This is a genomic window from Brenneria uluponensis (assembly GCF_032395385.1).
Lineage (GTDB): Bacteria > Pseudomonadota > Gammaproteobacteria > Enterobacterales > Enterobacteriaceae > Prodigiosinella > Prodigiosinella aquatilis.
Genome location: NZ_CP135917.1, coordinates 4,293,070 through 4,306,233 on the forward strand (window position 1 = coordinate 4,293,070; position 13,164 = coordinate 4,306,233).

General features: G+C 46.1%; 14 protein-coding genes. 6 read left to right on the forward strand and 8 right to left on the reverse strand.

Features of this window, described 5'->3' with window-relative positions; translation table 11 throughout:
• Positions 1 to 53: 53 nt before the first annotated feature.
• From cgtA to rplU, 4 genes are all read right to left on the reverse strand, one after another.
• Positions 54 to 1,217, reverse strand: coding sequence for an Obg family GTPase CgtA (gene cgtA, locus RS889_RS19885; protein WP_315708475.1), 1,164 nt, complete (start codon positions 1,215 to 1,217; stop codon positions 54 to 56).
• Positions 1,218 to 1,464: 247 nt separating this feature from the next.
• On the reverse strand, positions 1,465 to 2,409 hold the full coding sequence (locus RS889_RS19890; RefSeq protein ID WP_021014362.1) for a DMT family transporter: 945 nt from the start codon (positions 2,407 to 2,409) through the stop codon (positions 1,465 to 1,467).
• 92 nt (positions 2,410 to 2,501) lie between these two features.
• The gene (gene rpmA, locus RS889_RS19895) at positions 2,502 to 2,759 is read right to left on the reverse strand and encodes a 50S ribosomal protein L27 (protein ID WP_021014361.1); all 258 of its coding nucleotides are present in this window, start codon (positions 2,757 to 2,759) and stop codon (positions 2,502 to 2,504) included.
• A 19-nt stretch (positions 2,760 to 2,778) separates the two neighbouring features.
• The gene (gene rplU, locus RS889_RS19900; protein WP_010283026.1) at positions 2,779 to 3,090 is read right to left on the reverse strand and encodes a 50S ribosomal protein L21; all 312 of its coding nucleotides are present in this window, start codon (positions 3,088 to 3,090) and stop codon (positions 2,779 to 2,781) included.
• Between the two features lie 256 nt (positions 3,091 to 3,346).
• Here rplU and ispB point away from each other — a divergent pair, with 256 nt between their 5' ends.
• On the forward strand, positions 3,347 to 4,318 hold the full coding sequence (gene ispB, locus RS889_RS19905) for an octaprenyl diphosphate synthase (RefSeq protein ID WP_037380546.1): 972 nt from the start codon (positions 3,347 to 3,349) through the stop codon (positions 4,316 to 4,318).
• Between the two features lie 23 nt (positions 4,319 to 4,341).
• Here the strand turns inward: ispB and RS889_RS19910 are convergent, their stop codons facing one another.
• Entirely contained in the window at positions 4,342 to 4,707 is a 366-nt protein-coding gene (locus tag RS889_RS19910; protein WP_315711128.1) for a DNA-binding protein, read from the reverse strand.
• 244 nt (positions 4,708 to 4,951) lie between these two features.
• Positions 4,952 to 5,344, reverse strand: coding sequence for a DNA-binding protein (locus tag RS889_RS19915; protein ID WP_021014358.1), 393 nt, complete (start codon positions 5,342 to 5,344; stop codon positions 4,952 to 4,954).
• Between the two features lie 185 nt (positions 5,345 to 5,529).
• Between RS889_RS19915 and RS889_RS19920 the strand changes: the two genes are divergently transcribed.
• Positions 5,530 to 5,793, forward strand: a complete 264-nt coding sequence (locus tag RS889_RS19920) for a helix-turn-helix domain-containing protein (RefSeq protein WP_021014357.1) — start codon at positions 5,530 to 5,532, stop codon at positions 5,791 to 5,793.
• Positions 5,794 to 5,859: 66 nt separating this feature from the next.
• Here RS889_RS19920 and mdh read toward each other — a convergent pair whose 3' ends face one another.
• Entirely contained in the window at positions 5,860 to 6,798 is a 939-nt protein-coding gene (gene mdh, locus RS889_RS19925) for a malate dehydrogenase (RefSeq protein WP_315708476.1), read from the reverse strand.
• Between the two features lie 469 nt (positions 6,799 to 7,267).
• Here mdh and argR point away from each other — a divergent pair, with 469 nt between their 5' ends.
• Positions 7,268 to 7,738 carry a transcriptional regulator ArgR gene (gene argR, locus RS889_RS19930; RefSeq protein WP_021014355.1) on the forward strand — a complete coding sequence of 157 codons (471 nt, stop codon included), beginning with the start codon at positions 7,268 to 7,270 and terminating at the stop codon, positions 7,736 to 7,738.
• 56 nt (positions 7,739 to 7,794) lie between these two features.
• Here the strand turns inward: argR and tsaD are convergent, their stop codons facing one another.
• A complete protein-coding gene (tsaD, locus tag RS889_RS19935; protein WP_315708477.1) occupies positions 7,795 to 8,811 on the reverse strand; it encodes a tRNA (adenosine(37)-N6)-threonylcarbamoyltransferase complex transferase subunit TsaD in 1,017 nt (338 codons plus the stop codon).
• A 234-nt stretch (positions 8,812 to 9,045) separates the two neighbouring features.
• Between tsaD and rpsU the strand changes: the two genes are divergently transcribed.
• The 3 genes from rpsU (at position 9,046) to rpoD (ending at position 13,122) form a co-directional block, all read left to right on the forward strand.
• Positions 9,046 to 9,261 carry a 30S ribosomal protein S21 gene (gene rpsU / locus RS889_RS19940; RefSeq protein ID WP_001144069.1) on the forward strand — a complete coding sequence of 72 codons (216 nt, stop codon included), beginning with the start codon at positions 9,046 to 9,048 and terminating at the stop codon, positions 9,259 to 9,261.
• Positions 9,262 to 9,387: 126 nt separating this feature from the next.
• Positions 9,388 to 11,139: a DNA primase gene (dnaG, locus tag RS889_RS19945; RefSeq protein ID WP_021014353.1), complete on the forward strand. Its 1,752-nt coding sequence runs from the start codon at positions 9,388 to 9,390 to the stop codon at positions 11,137 to 11,139.
• 156 nt (positions 11,140 to 11,295) lie between these two features.
• A complete protein-coding gene (rpoD, locus tag RS889_RS19950) occupies positions 11,296 to 13,122 on the forward strand; it encodes an RNA polymerase sigma factor RpoD (RefSeq protein WP_021014352.1) in 1,827 nt (608 codons plus the stop codon).
• Positions 13,123 to 13,164: the final 42 nt, after the last annotated feature.

A 13,164-nucleotide genomic window follows, 5' to 3' on the forward strand; every position in this document is an offset into this window, starting at 1 on the left:
GGGAAAAATCAACAAATCACAAGCAAATTCATTAACGAGAATTTCGTCGGTAATCATTTGTGATAAATGATTTCAACGCCTTCGTCGTCACCTTCATCCCAATCATCTTCAGCTTCCGCTTTGGCAGCCTCAAGTTGTTCACGATGATAGTCATCCCACATGAACTCTACTTTTTCAGAAGTCGCTTCTTCTGTAGCAGCCAATGCCTTAGGCTGTGTATTGAGAAAATTCATCACATCCCAACACAGTGCATTAACACCTTCACGGCTAGCTGCAGAAATCAGATAATATTTCCCTTCCCAGCTCATAGATTCAGCAATTTCTTTAGCTAGCCTTTCAGCCTCAACCTTATCCAGAAGATCAACTTTATTAAAAACCAACCAACGCGGTTTTTCTGCCAGTGCAGCACTGTACTGCTGAAGTTCATTCACGATAATCCGGGCATTTTCAATCGGATCAGATTCATCTATCGGCGCCAGATCGATCAAATGCAGCAGAACGCGGCAACGCTCCAGATGCTTAAGGAAACGGATCCCCAGGCCAGCACCATCCGAAGCGCCTTCGATCAGACCCGGAATGTCCGCCACCACGAAACTTTGTTCGCTATCCATACGCACCACACCCAGACTCGGGACCAACGTAGTGAATGGATAATCAGCGACTTTAGGTTTCGCTGCAGAAACAGCACGGATAAATGTAGACTTACCGGCATTGGGTAGCCCCAACATACCAACATCCGCCAACAAAAGTAGTTCCAGCATCAATTCACGTTCTTCACCCAGAGTACCGCTGGTTTTTTGACGGGGCGCCCGATTAACTGATGATTTAAAACGAGTATTACCCAGCCCGTGCCACCCTCCCTTCGCTACCATCAGACGCTGCTGGTGACGGGTCATATCACCCAGCACCTCTCCCGTTCCTTTATCCTGGATACGAGTTCCGACAGGAACTTTCACGGTAATATCTTTGCCACGCTTGCCAGTACAATCCCGGCTCTGACCATTCTGTCCACGTTCAGCCCGAAATGATTTTTCAAAGCGATAGTCGATCAAGGTATTCAGATTTTCATCTGCAACCAGGTAAACGTCACCGCCGTCACCGCCGTCACCGCCGTCCGGTCCGCCATTAGGAATATATTTTTCTCGACGAAAGCTGACACAACCATTGCCACCATCGCCTGCCACAACCAGAATTGTGGCCTCATCTACAAACTTCATTTACTGTCTCCGCAAAAACCAATAGAAAAACACTCTATCTGCTTCAGCAATTATTGGTTCTATTTGGCGTAACCATCTTATTTATATATGTAAAACATACATCATTAAAAACCGACGCGTTAGAACCATTTCGGTAAAGGGTGCTGATTGTACCCGCTTACTTCAAGGATTTCATCTGTATTAAAAATAAACAGCAAGGATTCAATGTCAATAATAAATACCGACAGCGTCTTCAGCTCAGTTGCTTTTACACTACCGGGCCTGATGGTTTCCTTGATGAGATCATACGATGTCCAATGGCTGAGAACATGGCACCAGATACAACCACAAAAGCACCGATATAACCCAACAAATTAAGCACCGGCACATCAAATGTTGTCGGCCAGACCGATGACAATAGTTCAGAAAATAATAAGGTAAACAAAGGGGTTAATGTAATGATGGCACTCACCCGAGCAGCTTGCCAGCGTGCCATGGCCTCAGCCAACGCACCGTAACCAATCAACGTATTTGCACCACAGAACAACAGACAAATAAGCTGCCATCTACTCAATTGGAAAATCACCTCAGGCTTCGCCAACGGTGTAATAAATAAGACACAAAGCGCATAAAGCAAAAGCAGAATTTGCGGTGATGTCAGACGCTGTAGCAGGACCTTTTGCGCTACACCATAAGAAACCCATGCAGCAGCCGCGCCAACGCCAAGCAAGACACCTAAGGTATAATCAGTCAGGCGGGTAAAAATCTCAGTCAGACTGGTATTAAAAAACATCACCAACCCACAAAGTAAAATCGCTGCCCCAATTGTCTGCGTAAATCTCATTTTTTCTTTTAATATAAGTACACTGGCAAACATCATACCTACAGGAGAAAGCTGCCCTATCACCTGAGATGCCGTTGGACTTAAATACTGCAATGACGAACTAAACAAGACAAAATTACCCAGTAATCCACAACTGGCAATAAGCAACAAAATCCACCAACGCCGGTGGCGGAAAACTCGTCTCCTGGGTAGCATGCCCTTGGAGTAAAGCACAATCCCCAACCCCACCAAAGCAATAACAAACCGGTACCATACAATGGTGTAGGGTTCCATGACCGCCAGAACCTGTTTCATCGCAATTGGTAAGGCTCCCCAACATATCGCGGTGGTTAACGCCAAACAAAATCCGATGCCAGCATTCTGTTTCATAATTCAACCCATGCAGTGATACTGCTCTATCAGAATGTAAAAAGCCCTGCAACGAATTGCAGGGCTTAAGTCAATGGACCTGAACTGTATAATTATTCAGCAACGATGCTTATATATTTACGATTCTTCGGACCTTTAACTTCAAATTTCACTTTGCCGGTAGACTTAGCAAATAGGGTGTGGTCTCTGCCGCAACCTACATTACTTCCAGCATGAAATTTGGTACCACGCTGACGAACAATAATGCTGCCAGCCAGGACTGATTCACCACCAAAACGTTTTACGCCAAGACGTTTACTTTCTGAGTCACGGCCGTTACGAGTTGAACCGCCAGCTTTCTTATGTGCCATTAATCCGCTCTCCTAAAACTTAAGCGCTGATGCCGGTGATTTTCACGTCAGTAAACCACTGACGATGGCCCGCTTGCTTACGATAGTGTTTACGGCGACGAAATTTAACAATCTTAACTTTCTCACCACGACCATGAGCAACTACTTCAGCTTTGATCTTACCGCCATCGACGAAAGGAACGCCGATTTTGATTTCTTCACCATTGGCAACCATCAAAACCTGGTCAAACTCAACAGCTTCACCAGTTGCGATGTCCAGCTTTTCCAAGCGAACGGTTTGACCTTCGCTTACTCGGTGTTGTTTACCACCACTTTGGAAAACTGCGTACATATAAAACTCCGCTTTCCGCGCACCCTATATTGATTTACTCAGAGCGCACTATAAATATTCATAATAGGGCGCGAATTCTACGCAAAAAACCCCCTCATGACAAGAGCAGAATCAACCAATATGAAGAAAAAGGATACAACCCACTAACTGCCATTTATCTACGTCATTTTTCAAGTACAATCATTTACACAGTCCCATTTAAATGCCGATAAACAGCAATCTTACGGCGATGTTGAAGAAACCAGCTGGCAGACTAATGAATCTAGAACAAATCACAGCATTAACCGCTCAGGATATGGCCGCCGTCAATAAGACCATACTTGAACAATTGAACTCGGATGTAATCCTTATCAACCAACTGGGCCACTACATTATTAGTGGTGGTGGTAAACGAATCCGGCCAATGATCGCTGTATTGGCTGCCAGGGCACTAAATTATCAAGGTGACAAACATACGACTGTGGCTGCCTTGATTGAGTTCATCCATACCGCGACTTTATTACATGATGATGTCGTCGATGAATCGGACATGCGCCGAGGAAAAGCTACCGCCAATGCTACATTTGGTAACGCCGCCAGCGTGCTGGTTGGTGACTTCATTTATACTCGCGCTTTCCAGATGATGACAAGCATCAACTCCTGGCGTGTTCTGGGCCTGATGTCAGATGCGGTTAATGTGATTGCTGAAGGTGAAGTCCTGCAACTGATGAACTGTAATGATCCAGATATCACCGAAGAGAGCTATATGCATGTGATTTACAGCAAAACGGCTCGTCTTTTTGAAGCCGCATCTCAATCGGCTGCCATTCTTGCTGACGCTACGGCCGAGCAGGAAAATGCATTACAGGATTATGGTCGCTATCTTGGAACAGCTTTCCAACTGATTGACGATCTACTGGATTACAGCGCCGACGGAAAAACCCTGGGAAAAAATACCGGTGACGACTTGAACGAAGGGAAACCCACTCTGCCTTTATTGCATGCCATGTATCATGGTAACCCAGAGCAGAGCGCCATGATTAGACTGGCAATCGAGCAAGGCAATGGACGTCATCTACTGGAAACAGTTCTTGCAACCATGCAACAGCATGGTTCTCTCATTTACACACGGCATCGAGCAGAAGAAGAAGCGGACAAGGCCATCAGTGCACTACAATGTCTGCCTGACACACCTTTTCGCTCTGCACTTGAAGGGTTGGCTCATATTGCCGTTCAACGGGAGTTTTAGTTTTCACAATCCCGGATTCTTAGCTATGTTGACTCATTCTTCGTTTTACCCTCAAGTTGGGACAGCATAGTTAACACCCCTTCACGCAAGATATAATTTATCAAATGCGAACGCTCTGTCTCTGAAAGTTGATGAAAAATTTGCACCCATGCAGCCCATAATGTTGGTTGTTGTGGTGCCATATAGTCAGGCGGCGTCTCTTGAATCAAGGTCTTTTTCACGTCTTCTGGCAGACTCCAGATCGCATACTCGACCCCTTTTCCCTGAATGCCTATTCGCCGACGTCTCTCCCAACCGTTATCCCTCGCCTTTTTATTAAGCCCTTGACGAGATTTGGGTAATCCTGCGATCCCCAAAAGTTCATTAGTCGAAAACCACTCTTTATCCATCTCCATATTTTTGCCCTGTTCCATTAGTTATTTCCTCACACTCCTTGATGATGACCAGTTTCCATATTAAGTTTCCACATAATAGAATAATTTTACCAAAACATCTAACAGTATGACGTTACAGAAATGGCTGAAATATTCGTAATGCAGGAAAAGGTATCGAACTTATTTTTCGATTAGACGGAGAAAATAGATTTGTCATTGATGGATGCCATTCCTTTGGTATAAGGAATGGCGAAAAACATTACTCGGAAAAATCTTTTGCTGATATTGATGACTCAGCATCCAACGTATGCAGGCCAAGATGCCTAAGCGTTGCCGAGACACCTTCACGCATAATATAACCAATCAGCTTTTCCCGCTCTGATGCTGAAAGCTGCTGGTATATCTGTATCCAAACAGCCAGCATGTCGGGCTGCTTCACCACGTACTCTCCTGATGACTCCTGTATTAATAATGAATGCTGCACAGGTTGCGGCAGGCTATGAATGAAATATTCCACTCCTCTTCCTTGAACACCTTTGCGGCGACGCTTTTCCCAACCATCTTCTCGGGCTCGTTTATTCAATCCTTGCCGTGATTTAGGGAGTCCGCCAATACCAACCAACTCGCTGGTCGCAAACCACTCTTTTTTCATGTCCTTTCATCCCGATAGTGCTATTCGTTACAAAAGCAGGTTCATTTGGAAATAAATTGGAAATAAATTGGAAATTGATGATATATTATTTCCAAATAATGACTTCTTATTAATGAAGTCATTCACCACGAACTGTTATTTATACCACTAATATGCTGTCGTCTTATAGCGATAAGGGAAGGATTATGAATTCAAGGAAACATGACTGGCATCCGGCTGATATCATAGCGGCGTTGAGAAAGAAGGGGACCACGCTCGCCGCTGTCTCCCGTGCAGCCGGATTAAGTTCATCGACACTCGCCAATGCCTTATCCCGTCCCTGGCCCAAGGGGGAATGGCTGATTGCTGATAAATTGGGTGTTCACCCCGCCGAAATTTGGCCGAGTCGCTATTATGATCCTAATACCAATGAATTGATCGACCGAAAGAAACTTATTCGCCCTCGATGATTAGCGAAACAAAAGCCGGAGATAACAAACTCCGGCTTTATTCACATAAATCATTTCAAGAATGAATTATTTATTAACGAAGGATTCACCCAGCGCAATATCATGATTCAGTGTATCCAGCATGCTACTCATTGATTGCTGCTCAAAAGCGCTCAGGGAACCGATAGTCTTGTATTCGGCAATACCGTCTTTACCCAGCAGTAATGGTTGCGCAAAGAAACGAGCGTATTTACCATCGCTTTCAACATAAGCACATTCAACCACACCGCTTTCCCCCGACATGGCTCGAACCAAAGACAAACCGAAGCGTGCAGCAGCCAGCCCCATTGACAAGGTCGCAGAGCCGCCACCAGCTTTCGCCTCAACAACCTCTGTACCTGCATTCTGAATGCGCTTGGTGAGATCAACAACTTCCTGCTCAGATAAGCTAATACCGGGGATTTGAGACAAAAGAGGAAGGATGGTTACACCAGAGTGGCCACCAATAACGGGCACATTAATCTCTTGTGGCTGCTTTCCTTTTAGTTCAGCGACGAAAGTGCTGGAACGAATAATATCCAGAGTAGTCACGCCAAACAGTTTGCGCTTATCGTAAACTCCTGCTTTTTTCAATACCTCAGCAGCAATAGCAACGGTCGTATTCACTGGGTTCGTAATAATACCGATACAGGCCTTAGGACAAGTACGTGCAATTTGCTCAACCAGATTACGAACGATACCCGCGTTCACATTAAACAGATCCGAACGATCCATACCAGGTTTACGTGCGACCCCTGCAGAGACCAAAACAATGTCAGCACCTGCTAAAGCCGGAGTGGCATCTTCACCACTAAACCCTTTGATTTTCACAGCAGTTGGAATATGGCTTAGATCAACAGCGACACCCGGCGTTACGGGGGCAATATCATAAAGGGATAATTCCGAACCTGAAGGAAGCTGGGTTTTGAGGAGAAGAGCAAGGGCTTGACCGATACCACCTGCGGCTCCGAGAACTGCAACTTTCATCCTGAACTCCTTATTATCGTTAAGTAATAAATGCCGTGGATTTGTTTAGTTTTATAAACTTCATGCTCGTGAGAAAAGTTAAAGCAATCAACCTACCATCAGTGGGCAATAACAATCGCTGCAAAAACAGCCATCTATTTAATAATAAATTAAAATCCACCTCGGATCTGAAAGGTAAGTAAAGTTATGGATAATTGCATTGATGACTCAGCATAAGTCCACGACTGATTAACTGGGCAGTTACATTACACCGACCATCAGCCTCCAAACAACATCATTCTGATAACATTTCCTTCACTTTTATGTGACGAGGAGCACATTTTTCTGACTGGCCAGGTAGCTAAAAATTTTTCAATTTTGAAGGGATAGGTGCCTGTAGATAATAGCGATTTTATACGCATTCACATTGCATAAAAATTCATTCTTATGCATAATATCGACATGACCCACATGCTTTATCTGGTGCAGAATGCGTAACTCAACAAAACAAGATGATTTGGTTAAGGCGTTCAAAGCGCTGCTGAAAGAAGAGAAATTCAGTTCTCAAAGTGAGATAGTGCAAGCATTGCAGGATGATGGTTTTGAAAACATCAATCAATCTAAAGTATCCCGCATGCTGACTAAATTTGGTGCAGTCCGTACTCGCAATGCAAAAATGGAAATGGTGTATTGCCTGCCCGCCGAACTTGGCGTCCCTACCACAAGCAGCCCCTTGAAAAACCTGGTGCTGGATGTCGATCATAACGACGCGGTAGTGGTCATTCATACCAGTCCTGGTGCCGCTCAGCTTATTGCTCGTCTACTCGATTCACTGGGAAAATCAGAAGGGATTCTAGGCACCATTGCCGGTGATGATACCATTTTTACAACACCGGCCAGAAGCTTCAGCGTTAAACAGCTCTATGAAGCCATTTTAATGCTGTTTGAGCAGGAATTGTAATTCCGTTTTGCCGATAGCCCCTTCCTTTACATAAAGGGGCTAATTACTCACTCGTTTCACTCAATAGTAGGCAATTCTGCCAACGGCCAGCGAGGCCTAACTGACACACCTAGCGTTTGTGTTCCGCCACATTTCAAACGTATAGTGCCCACATAGGCAATCATGGCTCCATTATCGGTGCAAAATTCTGGACGTGCATAAAACACCGCACCACCACGTTTTGCCATAATATCTGATAAGCGCTGCCTTAGCGTATTATTGGCGCTGACCCCACCGGCCATGACCAACCGCGTAAACCCAGTTTCATCCAAAGCACGACGACATTTTATTGCCAGAGTATCCACGACCGCATCCTCAAAGGCCCGTGCGATATCTGCTTGAGTCTGAGCATCTTTTCCATACTCACGAATAGTGTTGGCCGCAAACGTTTTTAACCCGGAGAAGCTGAAATCCAATCCTGGGCGATCGGTCATTGGGCGGGGGAATGTGAATCTGCCTGTCTGCCCATGCTGAGCCATTTTTGATAACAATGGCCCACCTGGATAATCCAACCCCAGCAATTTTGCGGTTTTATCAAACGCCTCCCCCGCCGCATCGTCAACGGATTCACCCAACAATCGGTACTCTCCAATACCCGTCACACTGATTAACTGGGTATGTCCACCAGAAACCAGTAAAGCAACAAACGGAAAGTCGGGAGGGCTGGCTTCTAGCATCGGTGCAAGTAAATGCCCTTCCATGTGATGAACAGGAATTGCAGGCACGTTCCATGCAAAAGCCAATGCGCGTCCAACTGTGGCACCGACCAAAAGCGCACCGACCAGCCCAGGGCCCGCCGTATAGGCCACACCATCAATGTCACCTTGTTGCAAACCTGCTTCGTGCAAAGCCGCCTGAATCAAAGGCACCGTTTTACGAACATGATCTCGGGACGCCAGTTCTGGGACTACACCACCATAATCGGCATGTAACTTAATCTGGCTATACAACTGGTTAGCAAGCAGCCCTTTTTGCGTGTCATAAATTGCGACACCAGTTTCATCACAGGATGTTTCAATACCCAATACGCGCATTGCTGTTTTCACTCTCACTATTACGGTACACGCTGCCTTTGGATGATGCAGCTTGCTTCATGCGGCGGATAGTCTACCATAAGCGTTTCTATTTTAAGCGCATGCATAGCCTGCGTGTTTTATAATCACCACAGCGCTTTACAAAAGCACCATAGTTGCAGTAGAATTCCGCACCATTTTGAAAAGGCTGGCACAAGGCCAGCGGCAAACCGAATTTATTGAGGTGAGAGGCACATGCCGGTAATTAAAGTACGTGAAAACGAGCCGTTCGACGTAGCTCTGCGTCGCTTCAAGCGTTCCTGTGAGAAAGCAGGTGTTTTGGCTGAGGTTCGTCGCCGTGAGTTTTATGAAAAACCGACGACCGAACGTAAGCGCGCTAAAGCTTCTGCTGTGAAACGTCACGCGAAGAAGTTGGCTCGAGAAAACGCACGCCGCACTCGTCTGTATTAATTTTTGGGAGGATATTGCCTCCATCGCGTGATTAATCCGCAGACTTAGCAGTTGCATACGAAGGCCGTGCTTTCCGAAAGGAATGCGCGGCTTGTTGTCGTTTATAAGCTTATAGATAAGGGGCTTATGGCTGGACGCATTCCACGCGCATTTATTAATGACCTGCTGGCTCGCACGGATATCATCGACCTGATAGACGCACGCGTAAAACTAAAAAAGCAGGGCAAGAATTACCATGCGTGTTGCCCGTTCCACCATGAGAAGACCCCATCGTTCACAGTTAACGGTGACAAACAGTTCTATCACTGTTTTGGCTGTGGTGCGCATGGGAACGCCATCGATTTTTTAATGAATTATGATCGCCTTGAATTCATTGAATGTATTGAAGAATTGGCAACCATGTATGGTCTGGAAGTCCCCTACGAAACAGGAACTGGTCCTACACAATTTGAGCGCCATCAACGGCAAAGCCTGTATGGGCTGATGGAACAATTAAATACATTTTACCAACAGAACCTGAATCAACCCGCTGGCGCCTCTGCTATGCAGTATCTGACGAAACGAGGATTGAGTGCTGAGGTCATCCGGCATTTCGCTATTGGTTATGCCCTGCCAGGATGGGATAACGCACTAAAACGCTTCGGGCGTAGCAACGATGACAGAAGTACACTGAACGATGCAGGAATGCTGGTGACTAACGAGCAAGGCCGGACCTATGACCGTTTCCGTGAGCGAGTCATGTTTCCTATCCGCGATAAACGAGGCCGAGTCATTGCTTTCGGTGGTCGAGTTCTTGGCGATGGTCTACCCAAGTACTTGAACTCACCAGAGACAGAAATTTTTCATAAAGGTCGGCAATTGTACGGCCTGTATGAGGCGCAACAGAAATACCCTGAATTGAAACGATTACTGGTGGTTGAAGGGTATATGGATGTTGTCGCTTTGGCGCAATTCGGCATTGATTACACCGTTGCTTCATTAGGAACCGCCACTACAGCAGATCATATTCAGTTACTATTTAGAGCTACCGATCAGGTTATCTGCTGTTATGACGGTGATAGAGCAGGACGAGAAGCTGCCTGGCGAGCGCTGGAAACCGCGCTACCCTATTTAAATGATGGTCGGCAGCTACGCTTCATGTTTTTACCTGATGGTGAAGATCCTGACACACTGGTTCGACAGGAAGGCAAAGATGCCTTTGAACTGCGGATTGAACAGGCAATGCCACTGTCGGTTTTTTTGTTTGAAACGCTACAGCACCAGGTGGACATGAGTACACCGGATGGACGTACAAAACTAAGTTCGTTGGTACTACCCTTGATTAGTCAAGTGCCTGGTGAAACGTTGCGATTATACTTGCGTCAGCAATTGGGAACCAAACTGGGGATTCTGGATGACAGTCAGCTCGACCGATTGTTACCAAAGATGTCAGAACAGACATCCTATCAACCCCCACAGCTAAAAGTCACAACTATGCGTATACTGATAGGACTTTTAGTTCAGAATCCCGGTCTTTCCGCAGAAGTGCCAACGTTGGCACTGGAAGATATTGAAGAAAGCAAAGTGGCGGGACTGGAGCTATTTCTGGAGTTGGTAAAAACCTGTGATGACAGTCCAGGTCTGAATACCGGCCTGCTGCTAGAGAAGTATCGAGAGAGTAAATATCGAAAACAGCTTGAAACCATGGCTGCCTGGAACCATATGATCGTAGAGGAAGAGCTTGAAGAAAAATTCAGAATTAGTTTGGCTGAGCTCTACGACCAACTACTGCAACTGCGCCTGGATACGCTGATTGCCCGCGACAGAACACATGGGCTCAGTGTAAAAGAACGAAAAGAACTTTGGTCATTGCAACTGGCTTTAACGAGAAAAAACTGATTACTGAGGCTTAATTGCCGATAAATAGTAGGGACTATCCCTACAAAATGCCGTGACAGGGGCTGCGGCGACAAGAAAAAATACCCCTAATGTTATTGTTGGCGATTTCCGCCGACCGACACCAACCCAAATACTCTGAAGTGTGGATACCGTCTTATGGAGCAAAACCCGCAGTCACAGCTCAAGCTACTTGTCACCCGTGGTAAGGAGCAAGGCTACCTGACCTATGCTGAGGTCAATGACCATCTGCCGGAAGATATCATCGACTCCGACCAGATCGAAGACATCATCCAGATGATTAATGACATGGGCATCCAGGTGATGGAAGAAGCACCGGATGCAGATGATCTTATGTTAGCCGAAAACACTGCTGACGAAGATGCAGCGGAGGCTGCAGCACAAGTGTTATCCAGCGTTGAATCCGAGATTGGACGTACTACCGATCCGGTGCGTATGTACATGCGTGAAATGGGTACCGTTGAACTCTTGACACGTGAAGGTGAAATCGATATTGCCAAACGTATTGAAGACGGTATCAATCAGGTACAGTGCTCCGTTGCTGAGTACCCTGAAGCCATCAGCTATTTACTGGAGCAATACGATCGTGTTGAAGCAGGTGAAAGCCGTTTATCAGATTTGATCACTGGCTTTGTCGATCCAAACGCGGAAGAAAACCTGGCACCAACGGCAACACATGTTGGTTCTGAGCTTTCCAGCGATGAGATAGATGACGACGAAGACGAGGATGATGACGAAGAGGAGGACGATAACAGCATTGACCCTGAGCTGGCCCGTCAGAAATTCGCCGAACTGCGTGAGCAGCATGAGACGACCCGGAAGGCAATCAAAGCCCACGGACGCAGTCATCCAAGTGCTGGTGCGGAAATTCTGAATCTGTCTGAAGTTTTCAAACAATTTCGATTGGTACCAAAACAGTTTGACCTGCTGGTCAACAGCATGCGTTCAATGATGGATCGTGTGCGTACGCAAGAACGCTTGATCATGAAGCTGTGCGTTGAGCAGAGCAAAATGCCGAAGAAAAACTTCGTCACACTGTTTTCCGGCAATGAAACCAACAATAAATGGTTTGCAGCCGCGATGGCAATGGGTAAACCCTGGTCCGAAAAACTGCACGACGTGAAAGAAGATGTACAGCGCGGCTTGCAGAAACTTCATATGATTGAAGAAGAAACTGGGCTGACCATTGAACAAATGAAAGACATCAACCGCAGGATGTCCATTGGTGAAGCGAAAGCCCGTCGTGCAAAAAAAGAAATGGTGGAGGCAAACTTGCGTCTGGTTATTTCTATCGCCAAGAAATACACCAATCGTGGCCTACAGTTCCTTGACCTGATTCAGGAAGGAAATATCGGTCTGATGAAAGCCGTAGATAAGTTTGAATATCGTCGTGGTTATAAATTTTCAACTTATGCTACCTGGTGGATCCGTCAGGCGATCACTCGTTCTATTGCGGATCAAGCGCGGACTATCCGTATTCCGGTACATATGATTGAAACCATCAACAAACTCAATCGTATTTCACGCCAGATGCTGCAAGAAATGGGTCGTGAACCCACTCCGGAAGAACTGGCTGAACGTATGCTGATGCCGGAAGACAAGATCCGCAAAGTACTGAAAATCGCTAAAGAGCCAATTTCGATGGAAACACCGATTGGTGATGATGAAGATTCACATCTTGGGGATTTCATTGAGGATACCACGCTGGAATTGCCGCTGGATTCCGCAACCTCTGAAAGTCTGCGTTCAGCGACACATGATGTGCTGGCCGGCCTGACAGCCCGAGAAGCGAAAGTATTGCGCATGCGCTTTGGTATTGATATGAACACCGACCACACATTGGAAGAAGTGGGTAAACAGTTTGATGTTACGCGTGAACGTATTCGACAGATTGAAGCGAAAGCACTGCGTAAACTACGTCATCCCAGTCGTTCTGAAGTACTGCGCAGTTTTCTAGATGATTAATCATCTTCTGGTTAAAAAAACCCCGATTCGTCGGGGTTTTTT